The sequence below is a fragment of the Caballeronia sp. LjRoot34 genome, from assembly GCF_964253815.1.
Classification (GTDB): domain Bacteria; phylum Pseudomonadota; class Gammaproteobacteria; order Burkholderiales; family Burkholderiaceae; genus Caballeronia.
Genome location: NZ_CAXUSB020000007.1, coordinates 19,346 through 39,171, shown reverse-complemented (window position 1 = coordinate 39,171; position 19,826 = coordinate 19,346). Strand labels below are relative to the sequence as shown.

Annotated in this window: 23 protein-coding genes and 1 pseudogene; 16 read left to right on the top strand and 8 right to left on the bottom strand. The window is 59.6% G+C overall.

The annotated features are described in order from the left end of the window. The first annotated feature begins 15 nt into the window (after positions 1–15). The 12 genes from ACSQ36_RS44650 to hypE all read left to right on the top strand — a co-directional run bounded on the left by ACSQ36_RS44650 (position 16) and on the right by hypE (position 9,395). Positions 16–234 (top strand): hypothetical protein, encoded by a 219-nt coding sequence (locus tag ACSQ36_RS44650; RefSeq protein ID WP_436187228.1) that lies wholly within the window; start codon positions 16–18, stop codon positions 232–234. Between the two features lie 6 nt (positions 235–240). After that, positions 241–1,530 carry a Ni/Fe hydrogenase subunit alpha gene (locus ACSQ36_RS44645; protein WP_436187268.1) on the top strand — a complete coding sequence of 430 codons (1,290 nt, stop codon included), beginning with the start codon at positions 241–243 and terminating at the stop codon, positions 1,528–1,530. Further along, the gene (locus ACSQ36_RS44640) at positions 1,527–2,036 is read left to right on the top strand and encodes a hydrogenase maturation protease (protein WP_436187227.1); all 510 of its coding nucleotides are present in this window, start codon (positions 1,527–1,529) and stop codon (positions 2,034–2,036) included. Before ACSQ36_RS44645 ends, ACSQ36_RS44640 begins: the two co-directional genes overlap by 4 nt. Continuing rightward, complete coding sequence (locus ACSQ36_RS44635) at positions 2,029–2,376, top strand: hydrogenase maturation nickel metallochaperone HypA (protein WP_436187226.1); 348 nt, start codon at positions 2,029–2,031, stop codon at positions 2,374–2,376. Before ACSQ36_RS44640 ends, ACSQ36_RS44635 begins: the two co-directional genes overlap by 8 nt. A 17-nt stretch (positions 2,377–2,393) precedes the next feature. Next, on the top strand, positions 2,394–3,335 hold the full coding sequence (gene hypB, locus ACSQ36_RS44630) for a hydrogenase nickel incorporation protein HypB (RefSeq protein WP_436187225.1): 942 nt from the start codon (positions 2,394–2,396) through the stop codon (positions 3,333–3,335). Between the two features lie 81 nt (positions 3,336–3,416). Beyond that, entirely contained in the window at positions 3,417–3,962 is a 546-nt protein-coding gene (locus ACSQ36_RS44625; RefSeq protein ID WP_436187224.1) for a helix-turn-helix domain-containing protein, read from the top strand. Then, complete coding sequence (locus tag ACSQ36_RS44620) at positions 3,890–4,450, top strand: IS630 family transposase (protein WP_436187267.1); 561 nt, start codon at positions 3,890–3,892, stop codon at positions 4,448–4,450. Before ACSQ36_RS44625 ends, ACSQ36_RS44620 begins: the two co-directional genes overlap by 73 nt. 114 nt (positions 4,451–4,564) lie before the next feature. After that, positions 4,565–6,739 carry a carbamoyltransferase HypF gene (gene hypF, locus ACSQ36_RS44615; protein WP_436187223.1) on the top strand — a complete coding sequence of 725 codons (2,175 nt, stop codon included), beginning with the start codon at positions 4,565–4,567 and terminating at the stop codon, positions 6,737–6,739. Beyond that, positions 6,657–6,893, top strand: coding sequence for a Kae1-like domain-containing protein (locus ACSQ36_RS44610; protein ID WP_436187222.1), 237 nt, complete (start codon positions 6,657–6,659; stop codon positions 6,891–6,893). The genes hypF and ACSQ36_RS44610 overlap by 83 nt, the downstream gene beginning before the upstream one ends. Further along, positions 6,884–7,192 (top strand): HypC/HybG/HupF family hydrogenase formation chaperone, encoded by a 309-nt coding sequence (locus ACSQ36_RS44605; protein WP_436187221.1) that lies wholly within the window; start codon positions 6,884–6,886, stop codon positions 7,190–7,192. The genes ACSQ36_RS44610 and ACSQ36_RS44605 overlap by 10 nt, the downstream gene beginning before the upstream one ends. After that, the gene (gene hypD / locus ACSQ36_RS44600; RefSeq protein ID WP_436187220.1) at positions 7,189–8,352 is read left to right on the top strand and encodes a hydrogenase formation protein HypD; all 1,164 of its coding nucleotides are present in this window, start codon (positions 7,189–7,191) and stop codon (positions 8,350–8,352) included. Before ACSQ36_RS44605 ends, hypD begins: the two co-directional genes overlap by 4 nt. Then, positions 8,349–9,395: a hydrogenase expression/formation protein HypE gene (gene hypE / locus ACSQ36_RS44595; RefSeq protein ID WP_436187219.1), complete on the top strand. Its 1,047-nt coding sequence runs from the start codon at positions 8,349–8,351 to the stop codon at positions 9,393–9,395. Before hypD ends, hypE begins: the two co-directional genes overlap by 4 nt. A 269-nt stretch (positions 9,396–9,664) precedes the next feature. On the opposite strand, the gene ACSQ36_RS44590 is transcribed toward hypE, so the two are convergent. From ACSQ36_RS44590 to ACSQ36_RS44555, 8 genes and pseudogenes are all read right to left on the bottom strand, one after another. Next, a complete protein-coding gene (locus ACSQ36_RS44590) occupies positions 9,665–10,108 on the bottom strand; it encodes a DUF2721 domain-containing protein (RefSeq protein WP_436187218.1) in 444 nt (147 codons plus the stop codon). 112 nt (positions 10,109–10,220) lie between these two features. After that, a pseudogene (locus ACSQ36_RS44585) lies at positions 10,221–10,457 on the bottom strand (DUF3300 domain-containing protein); the annotation flags it as partial. Next, positions 10,454–10,681, bottom strand: coding sequence for a DUF3300 domain-containing protein (locus tag ACSQ36_RS44580; protein WP_436187217.1), 228 nt, complete (start codon positions 10,679–10,681; stop codon positions 10,454–10,456). The gene ACSQ36_RS44580 and the pseudogene ACSQ36_RS44585, both read right to left, overlap by 4 nt. Continuing rightward, positions 10,659–10,862 carry a hypothetical protein gene (locus ACSQ36_RS44575; RefSeq protein ID WP_436187216.1) on the bottom strand — a complete coding sequence of 68 codons (204 nt, stop codon included), beginning with the start codon at positions 10,860–10,862 and terminating at the stop codon, positions 10,659–10,661. The genes ACSQ36_RS44580 and ACSQ36_RS44575 overlap by 23 nt, the downstream gene beginning before the upstream one ends. 239 nt (positions 10,863–11,101) lie before the next feature. Next, on the bottom strand, positions 11,102–11,407 hold the full coding sequence (locus ACSQ36_RS44570; RefSeq protein ID WP_436187266.1) for a DUF3331 domain-containing protein: 306 nt from the start codon (positions 11,405–11,407) through the stop codon (positions 11,102–11,104). Between the two features lie 358 nt (positions 11,408–11,765). Continuing rightward, positions 11,766–12,341, bottom strand: a complete 576-nt coding sequence (locus ACSQ36_RS44565; protein WP_436187215.1) for a YSC84-related protein — start codon at positions 12,339–12,341, stop codon at positions 11,766–11,768. 428 nt (positions 12,342–12,769) lie between these two features. Continuing rightward, complete coding sequence (locus tag ACSQ36_RS44560) at positions 12,770–12,952, bottom strand: nucleoside monophosphate kinase (protein WP_436187265.1); 183 nt, start codon at positions 12,950–12,952, stop codon at positions 12,770–12,772. Between the two features lie 1,147 nt (positions 12,953–14,099). After that, positions 14,100–14,972 (bottom strand): histidine kinase dimerization/phospho-acceptor domain-containing protein, encoded by an 873-nt coding sequence (locus tag ACSQ36_RS44555; protein WP_436187214.1) that lies wholly within the window; start codon positions 14,970–14,972, stop codon positions 14,100–14,102. Between the two features lie 1,169 nt (positions 14,973–16,141). Here ACSQ36_RS44555 and ACSQ36_RS44550 point away from each other — a divergent pair. The 4 genes from ACSQ36_RS44550 (at position 16,142) to ACSQ36_RS44535 (ending at position 19,033) form a co-directional block, all read left to right on the top strand. Next, a complete protein-coding gene (locus ACSQ36_RS44550) occupies positions 16,142–16,834 on the top strand; it encodes a CBS domain-containing protein (RefSeq protein ID WP_436187213.1) in 693 nt (230 codons plus the stop codon). A gap of 242 nt (positions 16,835–17,076) precedes the next feature. Further along, positions 17,077–17,343: a TetR family transcriptional regulator gene (locus ACSQ36_RS44545; RefSeq protein WP_436187212.1), complete on the top strand. Its 267-nt coding sequence runs from the start codon at positions 17,077–17,079 to the stop codon at positions 17,341–17,343. Continuing rightward, complete coding sequence (locus tag ACSQ36_RS44540) at positions 17,297–17,638, top strand: hypothetical protein (RefSeq protein ID WP_436187211.1); 342 nt, start codon at positions 17,297–17,299, stop codon at positions 17,636–17,638. Before ACSQ36_RS44545 ends, ACSQ36_RS44540 begins: the two co-directional genes overlap by 47 nt. Before the next feature lie 261 nt (positions 17,639–17,899). Further along, on the top strand, positions 17,900–19,033 hold the full coding sequence (locus tag ACSQ36_RS44535; RefSeq protein ID WP_436187210.1) for an IS701 family transposase: 1,134 nt from the start codon (positions 17,900–17,902) through the stop codon (positions 19,031–19,033). The last annotated feature ends 793 nt before the right edge of the window (positions 19,034–19,826 follow it).

Below are 19,826 nucleotides of genomic sequence, written 5' to 3'. Positions count from 1 at the left end.
CCCGGACCAGACGCCATGAGCTTCGACCTCGAAACCGCCACAGATCCGAAGGGCCTGCGCCGCGTGGCTATCGACCCGGTGTCACGCGTCGAAGGCCACGGCAAGGTGACGATCCTGCTCGACGCGCAACATCGGGTACAACAGGTGCGCCTGCATATCGTCGAGTTCCGCGGCTTCGAGAAGTTCATCGAGGGTCGGCCTTATTGGGAAGTCCCGGTGATGGTGCAGCGTTGATGCGGCATCTGTCCGGTGTCGCATCAACTCGCGGCGGCCAAGGCGATGGACCGGGTGGTGGGCGCCCAGCCCATCACGCGCAGCGCCGAGCAGATCCGCCGGCTGATGCATTACGGCCGGGTCATGCAATCGCATGCGCTGCATTTCTTTCATCTGGCTTCGCCCGACCTGCTGTTCGGCTTCGACTCTGAGGTCAACCTGCGCAACATCGTCGGCGTGGCGCGAGCGCATCCCGATATCGCGAAAAAAAGCATCCTGTTGCGCAAATTCGGCCAGGAGGTGATTCGGGTGACATCGGGCAAGCGCATTCACGGCACCGGCGCGATTCCCGGGGGCATGAACAAGCATGTCAGCCGAGCCGATCGCGACCTGCTCTACCGCGACGTTGATCAGATGATCGCGTGGGCGGTCGACGCCGTGGATATCGTCAAGCAACTGCACGCGCAAAACGCGATTCTCTACGACAGTTTCGGCAGTTTCCGCGCCAACATGCTTTCGCTGGTGCGCGCCGATGGAGCGATGGATCTCTACGATGGCGTGCTGCGTGCGCGTGACGCCGATGGCCAGATCATCCTCGACGGCGCCAGCGACCAGAGCTACATGGCTCTGATCGAGGAAGAGGTACGGCCCTGGACCTACATGAAGTTCCCGCACTTGCGCAGCCTGGGCCGCGACACCGGCTGGTATCGCGTCGGGTCGCTCGCGCGGGTGCAGAACTGCGACTTCATCCCGAGCCCGCTGGCGGAAACGCAGCGCAAGGAATTCATTGCCTGGGGCAAGGGAGCGCCGGTTCATGCCACGCTGGCCTATCACTGGGCACGCATGATCGAGGTGCTTCACACGGTGGAGGTCATCAAGGACCTGCTCGACGACCCGGACATCTTGCAAGGGGAGCTGATGGCGAGCGGCAAGCGCGGGGAGGGGGGCGTGGGCATCATCGAAGCGCCGCGCGGCACCCTGATTCACGACTACCGCGTTGGTGCCGACGACCTGGTCACGATGTGCAACCTGATCGTATCGACGACGCATAACAACCAGGCAATGAACGAAGCCGTGCGCTCGGTGGCGCGCGAGTACCTGGATGGCCGCGCGCTGACCGAAGGGCTCCTCAACCGCATCGAAGTGGCCATCCGTGCCTTCGACCCCTGCCTGTCGTGCGCAACCCATGCGCTGGGACAGATGCCGCTGGATGTCGTGCTGCTCGGGGCGGCGGGCGAAGTGATCGACCATGTGGTGAAGTCGCAGGACGGCGAGATGCTGCGCGAGCCGGCAAACTTCGCGGAGCCGCGCGCATGACGTCCCCGCTGCTGGTGTTCGGCTGGGGCAACCTGAGCCGCGGCGACGACGCGCTGGGTCCTTTGTTCGTGCAGCGGTTGAGCACGGTGCTGTCCGGCTCCGCGCTCGGCAGCCGCGTGGATTTCCTAGAGGACTATCAGCTTCAGATCGAGCACGCTCTCGATCTTGTGTCCCGTGAGTGCGTGCTGTTCGTCGATGCCAGCCTGAGCTGCGCCGCCCCGTTCGAGGTGAGCACATTGCGTCCGGCGCGCGACGTCAGCTTCACGACGCACGCCATCTCGCCCGAGTCGGTGATGCAGGTGTATCGCGACCTTTACCATGCCGATCCGCCGCCGCGCACGCTGCTGGCAATCCGAGGCACGAGCTTCGATCTGGGAGCGCAACCGGGAGCCTCGGCGCTCGACTATCTGACGCAGGCACTGGCTTGGGCGCAGGCCTGGCTGGAAGGCGACGCCGTGCCCGCATCGATCGCGGCATCGGTCACGTCCGAGGCGACACATGCATGAAATCGCCCTAGCTGGCGGCATCCTTCACATGGTCGAAGCGGCCGCCGCGCGCGAGCACTTTCGGCGAGTGTCGCAATTGCGGCTGGAGATCGGCGCATTGGCGGGCGTCGAGCCACAGGCTTTGCGTTTCGCGCTGACCGCCATGATGCCGGGCACGTGCCTGGAAGGTGGCGAGATCATGATCGACGAGATACCCGGTACCGCCCGGTGCCTGCACTGCGGCGCCAGGGTGGAGATCGAGAGCCATGCCGAGCCCTGTTCGCAATGCGGTGGCTACACCCTGCAGGCTACGGGAGGCGCCGAACTCCGCGTGGTCGACCTCATCGTGTTCAACGGTTGAATTTGAAGGAGAGCGTCATGTGTGTCGTCTGCGGCTGTAACGGCGGGTCCGGTGCCGAGCCCACGGATGGACGGGAAAAGACCTCCGGCGTTGTCCACGCCCCAGTGGAGAGGGACAACGGCGATCTGCACTACGGAACCGGCTCTGCCCGCTTGTCCGTGCCCGGTATCAGCGAGACACGCGCGATTCACATGGAAGCCGATGTGCTGGGCGAGAACAAGCGCCTGGCAAGCCGTAACCGGGCACACTTCGCGGCCCACGGCGTGAGCGCGTTCAACCTTGTATCGAGCCCCGGCTCGGGCAAGACAACGCTGCTTTGCGCGAGCATCCGGGCACTCAAGGTCCGTAAGCCGGAGCTGAGCGTGGCCGTGATCGAGGGCGACCAGCAAACCAGTGTGGACGCGGATCGCATTCGCGCGACCGGCGCACCGGCGATCCAGGTCAACACCGGCCGTGGCTGCCATCTCGATGCGCAAATGGTGGGCGAGGCTTTCGCCCGTCTCGACCTGCACGCGGCCGCGCATCATGGGCACGGGCATCGTCACGGGCATGGCAGCGACGCGTTGCTGTTCATCGAAAACGTCGGCAACCTCGTCTGCCCGGCGCTCTGGGATCTGGGTGAAGCGGCCAAGATCGTGGTCTTGTCGGTGACCGAGGGTGAGGACAAGCCGCTCAAGTATCCAGACATGTTCGCCGCTGCAACGCTGATGGTCATCAACAAGATCGACCTCATGCCTTATGTCAGTTTCGACGTGTCCCGGTGCATCGAGTACGCGCGGCAGGTTAATCCCGGTATTGAAGTGCTTCTCGTGTCGGCCACGACCGGCGATGGCATGGAACCCTGGCTCGACTGGTTGTTGTCGCAGCGCGCAGGAGTGCATCATCATATGGATAGCGAAGCATCGGGACACGGCGAGGCTGCGCAGCGGCACACGGTATCAACCGGCGTGACGCCATGATATCCGTATCCGCAACGTGTAATTCCATTTCTAATTCAATAGTGTAATAATAAGCACACCTTCCATGTAGAGGTGCGCGCGATGGTTCGTCAAGCGACAGGCGGTGAGGTTCTTGAACGAGCAAAGAAACTCATTGTCGAGGCCAGAACGGTAGATGAGTTGCGGCAGGCTCAAGCGGTACTGTTACCGCTCGAATTCGGTCTAACGCTCGCGCAGACTGCGCAAGCGATTGGCGTATCGGTCGGCTGGGCCTGTCAGTTGCGCCGGCGCTTCATCCTGGCTGACGGGATGCCCGAAGTCGACCGCCCCAAGCCGGGCGGTCGACGCCGCGAGAATATGACGCGGGAAGAAGAAGCGAGCTTTCTTGCGCCCTTTTTCGAGAAGGCTAAGGTGGGCGGCATCCTCGTGGTCGGAGAGATCAAGCGGGCGCTGGATGAACGGCTGGGACGCAAAGTTGCCTTGGCGTCCGCCTACAACCTGCTACACCGTCATGGCTGGCGCAAGCTGGCACCCGACAAGCGACACCCCAAAGCTGATGTGGCCGCCCAGGAAGCCTGGAAAAAAAACTCCCCGACGTCCTCCTCGAAATCGACCGCGCGTGGCCGGGCCAAGGGCCGATCCGGCTGATGTTTCAGGACGAAGCGCGCTTCGGTCGCATCTCCGATACGCGGCGTTGCTGGTGTCCCAAACCGGTTTGTCCGTTGTGTCAGGCCATGGTGACGCAGGAGTACACCTACGCTTATGCGGCCGTCTCGGTGAGCGATGGCGTGCTCGACTCGTTGATCCTGCCGCACGTCAACGGCGCCTGCATGCAGCTGTTTCTCGATGAGGTCTGCGCGCGCCATCCCGACGAGCGCATCGTGATGGTTCTCGACGGTGCCGGGTGGCATCAGAGTGCTTCGCTCAAGCTGGCGCACAACCTGCGCCTGCTCACACTTCCGCCGTACTCGCCCGAGCTTAATCCCGTTGAACATCTCTGGGACGATCTGCGCGAAAAGTCCTTTCACAACCGCGTCTTCGACAGTATCGATGCGCTCGAACACCATCTGTGCGACTCGCTTCGCAACCTTGAACTGGATCACCAACGGGTTCATTCCATCGTCGCGTGGCCGTGAATCATTGATTCACTATTGAATTAGAAATGGAATAACGAGGGGGCCAAGAGCCTGTACCCGCCATCGGTTCGCGACGCGTCCCGCGTTGCGGGGCGGCCCGGCGAGGTTATCCGCGTGCGGGGATTGGTGCAGGGCGTGGGTTTCCGGCCAGCCGTATGGCGGCTCGCACGCGACTGCGGTGTGATGGGCGATGTATGCAACGATAACGAAGGCGTGCTGATCCATGCTGAGGCCGACGCGGCGACGCTCGATGACTTCGTCGCGCGCTTGTACGGCAGTTGTCCGCCGCTCGGGCGCATCGATTCGATCGAGCGTTGCGCGCTCGATGGCGAGCTACCGCTGGCGAAGGGTTTCCGGATTATCGCTAGCGCGGCCGGCAAGGCGCATACCGGCGTGGTCGCGGACGCGGTGACGTGCCGCGAGTGCATCGAGGAAACTTTCGACCCGTCGAGCCGCCGCTACCGTTATGCGTTCACGAACTGCACGCACTGCGGTCCGCGCCTGTCGATCATCGACAGGATTCCGTATGACCGGCCGAATACGACCATGACGGGGTTCCCGTTATGTGCCGCGTGTCGCCGCGAATATGAGGACCCGGCCGACCGGCGCTTTCACGCGCAGCCGATCGCCTGTCCCGCATGCGGACCGCGTATATGGCTCGAACTGGCCAATGGCGCGCGCGCACCTGAAGATCCGCTGGACGCCGTGTGCGGCATCATCGGGCGCGGCGGCATTGTTGCAATCAAGGGACTGGGCGGGTTCCAGCTTGCATGCGCCGCGGCCGATCAAGCGGCGGTAGCGAGATTGCGCATGCTCAAGCGTCGCGAGCGCAAGCCCTTCGCGCTGCTCGCGCGCGATCTCGCGATGATCGAACGCTACTGCGCCGTGAGCGACATGGATCGAGGACTGCTGGCAAGTGCGGCCGGGCCGATCGTCATCATGCGTAGCCGGAATGAATGCTTTCCTGGCGTGGCGCCGGGTGTCGCGACGCTCGGCGTCATGCTTCCTTGCACGCCGCTGCATCACCTGATCATGCAATCGCTCGATAGTCCGATCGTGCTGACGAGCGGCAATCTTGTCGATGAGCCGCCGTGCATCGATAACGCGGAGGCCCGCATCCGGCTTTCGGGGATGGCCGACGCGTGGCTGATGCACGACCGCGAGATTGCGCAGCGCCTCGACGATTCGGTCGTCCGGGTGATGGGCGGCGCGCCGCGGATGCTACGCCGCTCGCGCGGCTATGCCCCCGCCCCGTTGCGCCTGCCGGTTGAGTTCGCCGCCGCGCCGCCGGTGCTCGCGATGGGCGGGCAGCAGAAGAACACCTTCTGCCTGCTGCGCGACGGCGAAGCGGTGGTCTCGCACCACATCGGTGAACTGGAGAACAGTGAGACATACCGGGATTACGCGGCGGCGCTTGCGTGTTACCAGCAGCTGTTCGGGCATGACCCTCGCATTATCGCGGTCGATCGGCGTCCTGAGTACCTGTCGCGCAAGCTAGGTATGGAGATGGCGCGGCGAGAGCAGTTGGCGCTCGTCGAAGTCGCGCACCATCACGCGCATTTCGTCGCGTGCCTGGCCGAGAACGAGGTTGGCTTCGGTACAGATGTCCTCGGTATCGTGCTCGATGGTCTCGGGATGGGCGAGGACCAGACGCTTTGGGGCGGTGAATTCCTGCTGGGCGGTCATACGGATTGCGCCCGGCTGGCGAGTTTCACGCCGGTCGCTTTGCCCGGTGGCGCGCATGCGATCCGCGAGCCCTGGTGCAACACTTACGCGCATTTGCGCGCGGCGGTGGGATGGCCGGGCGTCACGGCGCGTTACGAGCGGCTGGACCTCTATCGCTTTCTCGCCGGCAAGCCGCTCGCACTCATCGACCAGATGATCGAAACCGGGATCAATAGCCCGCCCGCAAGTTCGGCCGGGCGTCTCTTCGATGCCGTTGCCGCGGCGGTCGGAGTGTGCCGTGATCGTTTGCAGTACGAAGGACAGGCCGCGATCGAATTCGAGGCGCAAATTGACTGGCGCGCGCTTTACGACGAAGACGATGCGCTGGCCTATCTGTTTAGCGTATCGCGCTCGGGCGGCCCGCTTCTGCTCGATCCCGCGCCGATGTGGCTCGCGCTGCTCGATGACTTGCTGCGCGTGACGCCCGCGCCGGTGATGGCCGCGCGTTTTCACAAGGGCCCTGGCGATCGCCATTGTGCGTATGGCCGAGCGTTTGCTGGCGCCCACAACGGTGCGCACGGTCGCGCTGTCGGGCGGCGTGATGCAGAACCGCGTCCTGTTTGAGCAGCTCGCCTCGCGGCTCGTGGCGCGTGGCCTGAAGGTGCTGGCGCATCGCCAGGTCCCAACGAACGACGGCGGCATCGCGCTCGGACAGGCGGCAATCGCAGCCGCCCGGGCGCTTGCTCCCGGGCAAGCAAGGAGCCAGCCATGTGCCTAGGAATTCCGGGACGGATCGTGGAGATTTGCGACGCCGACAACCACCTCGCGCTGGTCGATGTAGGCGGCGTGCGGCGCGTCATCAACATCGCATTCGTGGTCGAGGAAAGTCGGCCGCCGGCTGCCTGCGTGGGCGCCTGGGTGCTGGTGCATGTTGGTTTCGCCATGAGCCTGCTCGACGAGGCGGAGGCTCGGCGCACGCTGGCGCTGCTGCGCGAACTGGGCGAAGCGCAGGCCGAGATGGCCGCGATGATGGAAGGCGGCGGCGACCTTCCCGATTCACCGGAGCGCGCATCGTGAAATACGTCGATGAATTCCGGGACCCGGACAAGGCCCGCACACTGACGCAGGAGATTCATCGCCCGGTCGAGCGGATCGCGCGCGCGCGTGGCGGGTTGCAGCGCCCGTTGCAGATCATGGAGGTCTGTGGCGGTCACACGCATTCCATTTTCAGGTATGGCATTCACCAGATGCTGCAGCCGGAGGTCGAGTTCGTTCACGGTCCCGGCTGTCCGGTCTGCGTGCTGCCGATGGGCCGGGTGGACGATTGCGTCGCGCTTGCCGAGCGGCCCGAAGTGATCTTCGCGACCTTCGGTGACGCGATGCGTGTGCCCGGTTCCCGTGGGAGCCTGCTGAAGGCGAAAGCCGATGGTGCCGACGTGCGCATGGTCTATTCGCCGCTCGACGCGCTTGCCATGGCCCGGGCGAATCCGCATCGCGAAGTGATCTTTTTCGGGCTGGGTTTCGAAACCACCATGTCGAGCACCGCGATGACGGTGCTCCAGGCGAACGCCGAGCGGATCGGCAATTTTTCGCTGTTCTGCAACCACATCACGATCATTCCGACGATCAAGGCCATTCTCGATTCGCCCGACCTGCGCCTCGACGGTTTTCTCGGTCCGGGACACGTCAGCATGGTGATCGGCACGCGGGTGTATCGCTTCATTGCCGAGGACTATGGCAGGCCGATCACGGTGGCCGGATTCGAGCCGATAGATGTTCTGCAGTCCGTATGGATGGTGGTTCGGCAGATCGCCGAAGGCTGCTGTGAAGTGGAAAACCAGTACGGCCGTGTCGTGCCGCAGGACGGCAATGCACAGGCTTTGTCGGCGATCCGAAAAGTGTTCGAGCCGCGCGAATTTTTCGAATGGCGCGGGCTCGGCTCGATCGATCAATCGGGCGTGCGCATCCGGGAAGAGTTCGCCGCGTTCGACACCGAGCGCAAGTTTCCGGTTGCGAACCTGCAGATCGCCGATCCGAAATCCTGTCAGTGCGGGGAGGTGCTCAAGGGAGTCATCAAGCCGCAGCAATGCGGGGTGTTCGGCACGGCATGCACGCCCGAGACACCGCTCGGTTCGTTGATGGTTTCGAGCGAAGGCGCGTGCGCGGCACATTACCGCTACGCACGCATCGACACCTCGGCGCTGTACGGGCCCGCAACTGCGAAGGTGGTGGCGTGAAAAACCGGCTCGGCAGGCTGCGCGACAAGACGATCAACCTCGCACACGGCGGCGGCGGCCGTGCGATGCGCGACCTGATCGAGGACGTGTTCGTGACCGCCTTCGACAACCCCGCGCTGGCGGCGCTAGAGGACCAGGCGGTGTTCCCGCTCGCAGCTCTCGCGCAGCATGGCGACAGGCTCGCTTTCACCACCGACAGCTACGTGGTCGACCCGTTGTTCTTCCCTGGCGGCGATATCGGCGCGCTCGCGGTATCGGGCACGGTCAACGACCTCGCCATGTCCGGTGCGAAACCGCTGTTCCTGTCCTGCGGGATGGTGATCGAGGAAGGGCTGTCCGTCGAGATCCTGCGCCGGGTCGCGGTCAGCATGCAGCGGATCGCCATCGAGGCCGGCGTATCGATCGTCACCGGCGACACCAAGGTTGTCGAACGCGGCAGCGCCGATAAGCTGTTCATCAACACGGCCGGCATCGGTGTCGTGCCGGCAGGGATAAACCTGTCCTCGCGTCGGGCGCAAGCTGGCGATGCCGTGATCGTGAACGGATTTCTCGGCGATCACGGCGCGGCGATCCTTGTCGCGCGTCAGCAGCTCGCGCTGCAGTCCGGCATTGCAAGCGACTGCGCGCCGCTGGCATCCCTGGTCGAAGCGATGCTCGATGCATGCTGGGATATCCACTGCCTGCGCGATGCCACGCGCGGAGGCGTCGCCACTGTGCTGAATGAGTTCGCGCTGTCCTCGGGGGTGGCGATCTGCATCAGGGAAGCCGCATTGCCGATTCGCGAGGAAGTGAAGGGCGCGTGCGAACTCCTGGGCCTCGATCCGCTCTATCTGGCCAATGAGGGCAAACTGGTCGCGCTGGTGCCCGCGCATGCGGCGCAGGACGTGTTGTCGGCGATGCAGGGCCACCCGGCGGGCAGACACGCGGCGGTGATTGGCGAGGTTGTGGCGGAGCCCGCCGGAATCGTGGTGCTGCAGACTGTCTTCGGCGGGAAACGGATCGTCGATATGCTGGTGGGAGAGCAATTGCCCCGGATCTGCTAGCTGGCGTGGTCGAAACGGGAATGGGTTCCCGAGGAAGTTAGAAATTTCTCCTGGTCGACCAAGACTATCAGTCTATCAACAACGGGCTTCCCTGCAACAGCCTCGGCTAGATCATGGGGTGCGATCCTGAGTTTGGCGACAAATTGTACGTAAGCCCGGCTACGTGTCGGTTTTTCTCGCCCGACGTTTACCGATTTTCCTCTGCTTCCCCGACAACACGAATCGCTCGCCGAATTAAGAACACGCAAATTCGTGTGCTTAATTTTCCGCTATGCCGTATTAACGTAGTTCGCATTTCCGGCAATATTGCCGGTGGCTAAAGTGACCTCACGAAGAAAACACAATAGTCCAGAAGTTAGCGCGATCATGGCCACGATGAAAAGTATCGATATTTCGTTGGACGGGTCCCGGCCCAACTCGGATCCAACGAATAATGCGGCAATCACTATGCAGATGAACAGAGCGCAAGTCGTGCAAAGAATGATGGCCCAATGAACCCATCGTGCCCTGCGCAGCAGGATCTTCATTTCGGATCTGTATGCCGTCCGCACGTCCTCGTGACTCGCGTCCAGTACGCGGATACGGTCGATGACGCGACCCAGGCGCCCCGAAATGACGTTTAGAATCGCGCCTAGGCCGGTAAGAAGAAATACCGGCGCAACGGACTGCTGAATCGCGTGAGCAACAGCTATGACATCGTTCACAGTTTGCATAAGCTACTCCTGTCAAATTACGATCAATTCGTCGCCCCATTTGAGCATTATGTTCTTCCTCTAATACTCGAATCCCAACGATCAGGACGTCGAAGGCTGCCGGGTGAACGAATGATGGGAAGGCGGGATACGGCCATAAACCATAGATCACTGTGGGATCGAAGACTGGAACGTAGACGATATCAGGACTGGCGGGTTCGGGCGTAATCGCTGGTCCGTCTGTTGCAACTGCCTTTTGGGGCGTTGAACCAAGCTTTCCGGCCGCTTCTGTCCATTGATAAGGTCGCTGAATAGAATCCATCGACGCAGCCAGATTGGCTAGGAATGCTTCCCGAGCTGCTCCGTTCAATCGAGGTTGCCATCCATCATGCGCAGAATCTGAGGAAAGGCAACCAGCGACTTAACGCTGCGATCCCATTGTTGCTGGTCAACCGTGGCTGCAAATGGATCTCCCTTGAGTGCGGCGTAATTTGGGTGCTGAAGCCAACGATTTGCTTCGACGACTTCGAGCGGATAAGTCACCGCCATCGGGATCTTGGCAGCCAAAGAATCAGGATGCAGCGATTGGCGCAAGCATCTGATCGATCTGCAGCAGGGCGAACAGTGCCGTGGCCTGAGCCTGCGCCCCTGGCGCCATATCCTGCGCGGATGCTTCCGATGTCCAGAACATCATGACGACCAGGACTGCTGCTATCGGCAAGACCGCTTTCACCTTGACCTTCATTCCGAAGTCAAAAATTTGGTAAGAAAACATACACGACTTACCGAGCAATATCACCGGTAACTACTACCCTAATGATCTCAAGGATGGACGCCGCGTTTGTTTGATGTTGCAACAGGTGCTTTCCTCACGCCATGCTTACAAATATCACCTCAACTTTCCCATCATCGTCGTCGTGAAGTGATCCGCGACTCGACTGGGCGATGGAACCCTTGGAGAACCGTGGACTGTTTGACCGCTGTCCGGGAAAATATCGATTTATATTTTGTACCCTAGTTATTCAATGCGTTGGCATCATCGGGGCCAACGCTTTCAGGCACAGCGCTTTGCAGGATCATTTCACCAGCGTTCAATGGCGATGGGTGCGCACTGGGCTTGAATACCTGATCACCCGTGTGTATGAACAATCCGCTGAGCGCGCATTGACCGTCGACACTGGCCATCCTCAGCCTCCAGATTTGTTCGCTATAGTGACATCGCCGTGCATCGCTCCAACTGATCACCAGAATGTCTGTTGTTGGTCGTTCGAGCAGCGAAACGCAATGCCTCGTCAAATATCGTGTGCTCTCTTTATGCATCATCGATAACGCTCCGAATGATTACCTTATACAGTGTCGGAAAAATAAAATACTATCGATTCCATCTAACGTCATGAGGATTCTGGCCCCCGCGGTTTGTCATCCATGACTGCGTGGCCAACATGAGCCAAACGGTCTCTTGATCACGACGTTGGTGATTGCGCCGCAGTCGCCCAAACCAGGAGCCGTTGTAGGGGTTCTTCCTTTTAAGGTTTCTGTGTATCGAACACAGCCTATCGCCAATGCCGGCAGGTTTACCCGACAAGGCGCCGTAGAGACTGTTTTTACACCCCTCAGATGATGATGCTTGCCGTTTGAATACTAACTAACGGAAGGTGGCGTCTATCTGTGACCTTGATTACACCGGTGCCTTGGTGAAGTGCGTCCCCGTGAGCGACAGGTTGAACATAAGACCCGCGTTCGTCTGCACGAACCCCACAATGGAGGAGCGCGCAGTATTAGAATCAAGCTTGCCGCTGGCCCCCACCTTCAATAACGCTACCGATCCGTCGACGCCTGCAGTCCAACCCTTGCCGCTGCGAAAACGATCAAGTGCCTGCTGGGTGAGAAAGACCAGGATGACGCTCTTCGATTCGAAGCCGAACTGTGCGCCCACCGACCCTGTCATTGCGTTGTAGTAAGTGCTCGGGCCCCCGGAGGTGCGCAGTACGCCATGCCCGTACTCGACGCCCAGCACCGCACCGCCCGCGCGAATATTCGGGAAAACCAGAACGCCCTTCGCACTGGCAATCAGGCCGTGGGCTTCGGGAGCTTTGGCATACAGTCGCTCCAATGCGGCATCCGCGTCGGCATCGGTCTGATGCACCAATGCGACGGTAGTTTGAGGAGCCCCATCCTGCTGGGCGTACGCGACCGGGATCATCCAGCTTGCTGCACTCATGGCAACGATTGCGATTGTTCGAGCTTTTAACATTGTGTATTCCATATTCGATGAGTGAGGTCTTGGAATTGACCGAGAGCACGTCGACATCGACTTGCCGCGTGCCTTGAACCAGCTTTGATTATCGGCATTGCATTTGTGTAGTCGCTTGATGCAAGTCAAGCTTAATCAAGGAGGATAATTTGACCATCGATTCAGTATGTCCCGACCGAACGCTGACGCCGGCGCTGCCTGCATTCGAACAACAGCTTGGTATTGATCACCGATGGTGAGGACGCGACTCGCGTTGCAGCGGCGCCTGCCCAGTGAACTCGCACCTACTCGATGGAGAGCACCGCGGCATAAGAGGCTGCACAGTATCCGACGGATCTTCCGCATGCTAAGTAAGCCGAAGCCTCTAGGTGGTTTTCCGTGCCCACCGAATACTGGCTCGCACAAAGATCGCTTGATGAGTCCGGTGATCAGCTCGTCTGGCGCCGGTTCGCAGCACGTAGCACTCGCTTCGACGCCGAACCGACCGTGACGACCGTACGCAGCATGTTGCCAGTGGAGATTTGCAGAATACCGAACTTGTCTTTGATGAAGTTCACCTGAGAGGCCTTACCTGCTCCCCCAACGGGATCAAACGCATGTGATTTCTCTATACGTTGCAGTTTCTCTTGTGACGCTTGACTGCCATCCTGATCCGTTTTAAAGAGGACCGGTTACGTGCTTCGCTTTTGGTATGTCAAATCAAGCATTCCCGAAACCTCAGGCCGGGTCGAGCGGATTCCTCAACCGGTTAATCGAGTTGCGCCATGCGACGCCGCTTACACATTAATTCACCATTGGCAACGATTAGCCGGGGCATCAAATCTATTTTCTACTTTAGTGACGATCATGTACGAGGGCACTCGCCGTGAGACTGTTGCCGCTTTGCCTGGCTGTTGGTCCGAGCCAGTACTAGCGGTCTCGAAACGGATAGCGGTAACAAAAGCGGTGCCGGACCGCTAGCTTGCAGGGACCGAGTCGTTGAGCTCCGATGCATAGCGGCGCTTGATGGAGGTCCTTGGGGCTCGAATGCGACCATAGCAGGGTGAACGGCGATGGGAGTCAACCGGTGACCTCGGCCGCGCACTATGTGCGCATCGAAGGCAATGGGAAAGAGCGCTTTCTAATCGTAGATAACTTCCTTAGGAAGGCTCGGTCCATGGAATCCATTTGTGGATTTGTTTCCCGCTTCCCATGCACCTGGACATCGCTGCCGTTGCCTGCTGATGATCCGATCTACCGAGTTTGATCTGCTTCTCTCGAATTGGGAAGGCAGTCAGCTTGCCGGAAAGCGGCCAGTTGGCCTGCTTTCGAGGACAATATTTTGGTCGATCCGCTGTTTTATGCTGCGGTGGACTTTCTACGCGCGAGTGTGGAACAGAGGCCCGGTCGGGTTCTGAGAGCGATGCCCGAATTTTAAAAACGCTGGGATCGCAAGGTATTAAACATAGCCGCCATCGTGGCTGATACCGACGAGTTCGTGAAAGGGACGGGCTAGGGCGAGCCTGATCGCCAAGCTTCGTGGAAGAAGCGAAATGCGGATGTGATCGCGCTATCACGAAGCGCTGGAATATCGACGCGACTCGTGAGTACAGAACGTCGGTGGACGCCCCCGACTCCGTAAACAATGTCGATGTATTCCATGATTTAGATCGCTGGCACGCTCCTCGTTTCTCGCGGCAACTTCGCCGTGAAAGTGGTTCCCGAAGCTGCTGAGGACTCCACATCCAATGTCCCACCGTGCGCCTGCGCGATATGTTTTCAGATGAACAACCCGAGGCCGAGACCGTCACCCGGTTTGCTCATCTCGACACGCCAATATGGTTCGAACACCTTGCTGATGCTCTCGGGAGGGATTACTTTACCGCCGTTGCGGACCACCAACGTCAAGAGGTCATCTTCGATGAAGGCCCTAACTATAATCGGCTGATCCGGCGAGCCATGAGCAATTGCATTACCCAAAAGGTTAGATAGCAGTTGCTGCACGCGGGCGTGATCGCAAAAGACAGGACTCTCGATCGTAATGTCGTCAAAAATTGTACAATGGCAATTTGCCGTTCGAAGCTCAGTGACGACCTCCTGCAACGGGGTGGCCAGATCCTCGATAGCGGTGATCGATGCGCCAACACCCGAGCCTAGACGGCCGCGCGCGAAATCCATAACATCGTCGATAAGCTGTGCCATCCTCAGTGTAGTCTTCGTCAGACGCCGACCCATCATTAGTAGATCGGGATCGCTCTTCCTGAGCATAAGGAGTTCGGCGGAGGCACTGACTGCTGCTAGCGGGTTACGAAGGTCGTGCCCGAGCACCGCGATGAACTGTTCGCGCAACTCGGCAGTGGCCCGCTCGCTGGTTAGGCAAGCTTCTAGAGCACGTTGGCGCTTCTCGCCTGCTATCTGAATGTCGGTCAAATTAGTGAAGACATCGAACATTTCGATCGTACTTAGATTCGACACCTTCTCTGTGCGAGGCAGGAGCGCTCCGGGAATTGTCGTGTCCAGACGGGAGGTATCAAATTTATAACCATTCCCGCAATAGTTAGCCGTGACCGAATAGCCCATATTTGTCTTGCTTTTCGCGATTGCCGAGCCGATGCCACTAAGACTGCCAGAGGTTAACGCGGTTCTCGTCATCCCATAGTCCTCGTCGAGTTTGACGGATCGATTTTTACTATCCTCGGTTCATCTGCCATGTGAATTGACCTACATCAGATCCAGTATTCGATTCACGTGAGCCACGCAGCGGTCCCCGTCCATGCCAGAAATCGGGCAATTTTTGGCCTGGCTGGCCCGTCTCTGTTCATATTCTCCGCAGGCACCCCCGTCGCACGGTCGTCAGTAAGAAATCGCGGTGCCGACGGTAGGGTGACTCTCGAACCGAAGCTCGTCTTGAGAGTAGACCGCGGAATATAGGCCACTTTGACTTGGGTCAACCGCGCGATCCGTGAGTTCGCGTGGTCATTGCGCTGCCGCCGTCGTCATCGACTATGCGTGGCGAACAACGCAAGTTGATTTATCCCGACGCCTGCGCCGTCTTCAAAGGGTCTACTCCGTCAAGTCCTTTGATCCATCGCGCTGCACACGTCAGCCGGTGCCTGACATTTGCCACTTGGCTGCTGAGCGTAAACTACTCACGTGCCGAACCCGAGTTTGAATTGGGTTGAGCCCGTCCTCTGTTTCATCGTCTCAAGGCCCAACGCTATGCAGTAGGGGGTATCAACAATAGGAACTACATCCCTACCGTAGTTGGAACCCGCACTTGGCCGCGTTTTGCTCGCTAAGAGCACGTCGGCTGGCTTGCTCAGATGACGACCAGATTTGCGTTGTAGGCCTCGAGGTAACGCCGGCTCCCTCTTGCCGACGTGATGGCGTCGGCGGGCGATGCAGACAGTAGATCCCGGCGGGTATCAGGTGAAAATAGTTCCACCTGTCCCAGGTCCTCTAGCCGATTGAAATTGTGTCGCCATCGTCGAATGCGAGAACAATCCCCGCCTTGCAACTTCGGAGCCCGGTGATGCGAGGGTAGGAGAACGGGCCGGAGACAACATTGACCCACATCAATGGCCCGAATGTGTCATCGCATAATCTGAAATTTGGGTAAACGATTCGTCTCGAAAATCCACTTTAGGACGTCAAATGTTGGCGCGTTCTAGGCACGGACACGAACCACGTTTCTTGAGAAACTAGGAGGCAACCGAGACCGTTTCTAAGAGACCGACCGGAGGAAAACCGGTCGTCACGGAATTGTTACATTCTTCTCTAGTCAGCGTAAAAGCGTACGAAAGACCAATTGGGAGGCTAGCATGCGCGCATCTGATGTAATGACCACGGTCGTCATAACGGTAAAGCCAGAAATGACCGTGCGTGAAGTTGCCAGGTTGCTCTTGGAACAGGGAATCAGTGGGGCACCGGTTGTCGATGCGACTGGGAAAATTGTCGGAATGGTCACCGAAGGCGATCTGATTCACCGAGCAGAGATCGATACCGAGAAACCCACGCGCTCTTGGTGGCTTGATCTGTTTTCGCCAGACCGTGATGCAGAGGACTATGTGAAGTCTCATGGCCTGAGGGTTAGCGACGTTATGACGTCAGAGGTGATTTCGGTCGATGAGGCGACTCCTTTAAGTGCGGTTGCCAACTTACTGGAAACGCGGCGAATTAAGCGGCTTCCTGTGATACGGGACGGTCAACTTATGGGTATTGTCAGCCGCGCGAATCTAATCCAAGCGTTGGCCAGTTCCTCGGAGGAGGATGTGCTGAATGAGGCACCGACAGATCGCGACATCCGCGCGACGCTGATGGGCGAACTAACCGGTCACAGTTGGGCTTTCGCGGGCCGGAACGTTGTCGTGAGCAACGGTGTTGTTCACCTATGGGGTACTTTTCGTTCAAGGGACGCGGTGCAGGCCGTGCGTGTTGCGGCGGAAGCGACTCCTGGGGTCAAGCGCGTTGATGACCACACTGAGGAATACCCCATGGTCGTCTCAGGATTTTAAGGTACGCAGAAGCAAGGGGAATAAAGGGCCCGCATGGCCTTTCGCAATTCACTCTGATCCGCTTACCGATCGGGTTGATATGGCATCGCGCCACTTTGCACGAAGCCGTGTTGTCGGTCCCAAGCTATTTCGATCGAAATGATTTCCCGGAGCATGACATGCGATGGACTGGACATACGGGCTCAATGCGCCTCTTCAATTCGGGCGCTCCGGGACCGTCCGCCCTTCCAGCGGAAAGACCGGTGAACCAGATTCTCGATGCCGCGCTGGCTGAATCCTCAACTCGCCGCTTCACTTTCACGCGTATCGACGACATTGCGGCTCCCGTCGTTCTTTCCGAGGGAGGCCTCTACACGCATTTCGAAAGCAAGGAGGAGGTGTTCCAAGCGTTGCTCAGGCGCCCTCCGGTCACATCGATTCTCGACGAGCGGGCGCTTGCGCAGGGCAGTCACAGCGGAGCGTGTGATTGGCCTGCTGTCCGGCAAGCTCTACACATGGTCGACAAGTGAACCGGTCGTCACCACGCCGCGTCTGCTCATTGCCGAGAGCCTGGGGTTGCAGGACGTCGCCGAGCAGTGGCAGATCCACACGGAGAACGCCTATGTCGGCGCGATCGGCAAGATGCTGACGAGGGGAATAAAAGAAGGCCATCTACTTCGAGGTGCTGCAACACAGACGCCGTCGTTCCTGATTGCTCCAATTGCCCACATATGCCGGCGGCAGGTGATCCGTGCGACGCCAGTGACGAAACAAGAGGTGGTGCGGCATCGCCTGCGTATGCGCTGCTGCTACGCGAGCTGCTAACTCCGCGTTCTTCGACCCGAACCCGGGATTCCGGAGCGGCCCCGATTTCTGGGTGATTTTATTCGTAGCGACGCGCCGCTCGCCGATCAGGTGTCGGGGCAGCAGGGCGCCGACCTACACGTTGGCGGCGGGTGGTGCCTCAAGCGCGCCTGCGGTTGCGAGACGCCGCCGCGGTGCAACTGTGGCCTTCGAGTTTTCTAGTACTACAGCCGTAGATTTTTTTACTATAATTTATTAGTACTACTATGTGAGTATAAACCGATGCGAGCAATTGCGAAATCGTGGGAACGTGAACTGTACGCATTGCATGAACGTCTCGAACACCTGTTCAGACGCCCTGAACCCCGGCAGCGCTCACTGGCGTATATGAAGGGGCTGCTGGGCACAGTCGAGCGCAAGAACGGCTGGCAACTTGCCGAATGGATTGGCGAGGCAACACCGGACGGCGTGCAGCACCTGCTCGAGCGGGCACAGTGGGACGCCGACGCCGCGCGCGATGTACTGCGCCAATACGTGGGTGAACGACTCGGCGAGCGTGATGCAGTGCTGATCGTGGACGAAACTGGTTTCATCAAGAAAGGTGAGCACTCGGCCGGCGTGCAACGCCAATACAGCGGCACGGCGGGCCGAATCGAGAATTGCCAGATCGGCGTATTCCTCTGCTATGCCGGTCATGGCGGCAGTGCATTCATCGACCGCGAGCTGTATGTGCCGCGGGCATGGACCGATGACCCAGCTCGCTGCAAAGCAGCCGGCGTCCCGCCGACGTTGGAGTTTGCAACGAAGCCACGGCTCGCGCGCAGCATGCTTGAGCGTGCGCTGGATGCCGGCCTGCCATGCGGCTGGGTCACAGGTGATGAGGTTTATGGTGGTGACCGTGACCTGCGATTGTGGCTGGAGTCACGCGGGCAGGCCTTCGTGCTGGCAGTCGCAAAGAATGAGCCGCTATGGTGGCAAGGGCCGAAGTACGTTCGCGCAGACAAGATAGCCGAAGCGTTGCCGTCAACGGCATGGGAGCGCCTATCGGCTGGCGTGGGCGCCAAAGGCGAACGTCTGTACGATTGGGCAATGACGCCACTGTGGAGGCTGCAGATCACCGCCGAGGAATATAGCTTCGGACACTACCTGCTGGTACGGCGCAGTCTGGATGAAAAGCGCGAGCATGCCTACTATGTCGTCTACGCTCCATGCAGTAAAGCTTCACTGCAGATTCTGGTGAATGTCGCAGGACGCAGATGGGAAATCGAAACTGGCTTCGAGGCGACCAAGGGGGAGTGCGGCCTGGATCAGTATGAGGTGCGTCTATGGCGCGGGTGGTACCGCCATATCACCCTGGCACTTCTGGCGCACGCAGTACTCGTCACCCTTCGGATCGAGGGTAAAAAAAACTCCTGAAGGCATGATGCCCCTCAGCCCGCAGGAAATTCGTCGACTGTTATGCCGCCTGTTATGGCGCGCCGTCCATCCGATCAATCATGTGATTGCATGGTCAATTTGGCGACGTACTCACCAGTGGCGCGCACAACAGTCCCATTACCGACGCCGTGGTTTTACCCCGCCTGTCAGTTAGTATCTACGGCTGTAGTACTAGATAGCCTGGTTCATGACGGTATATCCAAGGCAATGGGCGAACGCTTGCCTTCGGTGAGAACGAGAGGCACGGGGCCTATAGGCGAACATGCGGCGTGAGCGCCATACACGATGTTGTAGACGAAGGCGATGATCCTCGTATTGCTGCAGACTCCTGAACAACGGGAACCAACGTGGGGTGAATAGCCTTGAGACCCGCCGCCGAAGTTGAGGTATGTCAATGTATGAACACACGCCTTTTGGCCTGTGCGTACGTTGCCTGTAGTGAACGACCGCAGTAGCTCGTCACCGTGGCGCTAGGACTCGCCAAACCGATCCGATAGTGTACGCCGTGGTGGCAGCACCAGCCTTATTCCGACGGCGATCCGCCAGAAACATTCGACCTGTCGCAATCCTTCGGCGTCTCCGTGGCGGATGAATGGCTCATACGTGGCATGAGTTCCAAGCACCCGACTGGCATGCCTGATAGGAACCAGCATAGCTCGGTACGAACTGCAATGCTCGCCGGCGGCGACAGTCAGGCTCGATGGTGCGGTCTGTCCGCGTGGACGGTCGCCTGAGCAATTGCGTCCGGAATAGTTTGCCGTTTTCGCGGTCG

Bases quoted from the DNA above. Each gene is read 5' to 3' on its own strand.
- hypB (WP_436187225.1), top strand. From the start codon at position 2,394: ATGTGTGTCGTCTGCGGCTGTAACGGCGGGTCCGGTGCCGAGCCCACG.
- ACSQ36_RS44625 (WP_436187224.1), top strand. From the start codon at position 3,417: ATGGTTCGTCAAGCGACAGGCGGTGAGGTTCTTGAACGAGCAAAGAAA.
- ACSQ36_RS44555 (WP_436187214.1), bottom strand. From the start codon at position 14,972: ATGACGAGAACCGCGTTAACCTCTGGCAGTCTTAGTGGCATCGGCTCG.
- ACSQ36_RS44570 (WP_436187266.1), bottom strand. From the start codon at position 11,407: ATGCATAAAGAGAGCACACGATATTTGACGAGGCATTGCGTTTCGCTG.
- ACSQ36_RS44605 (WP_436187221.1), top strand. From the start codon at position 6,884: ATGTGCCTAGGAATTCCGGGACGGATCGTGGAGATTTGCGACGCCGAC.
- ACSQ36_RS44550 (WP_436187213.1), top strand. From the start codon at position 16,142: ATGCGCGCATCTGATGTAATGACCACGGTCGTCATAACGGTAAAGCCA.
- ACSQ36_RS44650 (WP_436187228.1), top strand. From the start codon at position 16: ATGAGCTTCGACCTCGAAACCGCCACAGATCCGAAGGGCCTGCGCCGC.
- ACSQ36_RS44575 (WP_436187216.1), bottom strand. From the start codon at position 10,862: ATGTTTTCTTACCAAATTTTTGACTTCGGAATGAAGGTCAAGGTGAAA.
- ACSQ36_RS44565 (WP_436187215.1), bottom strand. From the start codon at position 12,341: ATGTTAAAAGCTCGAACAATCGCAATCGTTGCCATGAGTGCAGCAAGC.
- ACSQ36_RS44635 (WP_436187226.1), top strand. From the start codon at position 2,029: ATGCATGAAATCGCCCTAGCTGGCGGCATCCTTCACATGGTCGAAGCG.
- ACSQ36_RS44590 (WP_436187218.1), bottom strand. From the start codon at position 10,108: ATGCAAACTGTGAACGATGTCATAGCTGTTGCTCACGCGATTCAGCAG.
- ACSQ36_RS44535 (WP_436187210.1), top strand. From the start codon at position 17,900: ATGCGAGCAATTGCGAAATCGTGGGAACGTGAACTGTACGCATTGCAT.
- ACSQ36_RS44610 (WP_436187222.1), top strand. From the start codon at position 6,657: ATGGCCGAGCGTTTGCTGGCGCCCACAACGGTGCGCACGGTCGCGCTG.
- ACSQ36_RS44640 (WP_436187227.1), top strand. From the start codon at position 1,527: ATGACGTCCCCGCTGCTGGTGTTCGGCTGGGGCAACCTGAGCCGCGGC.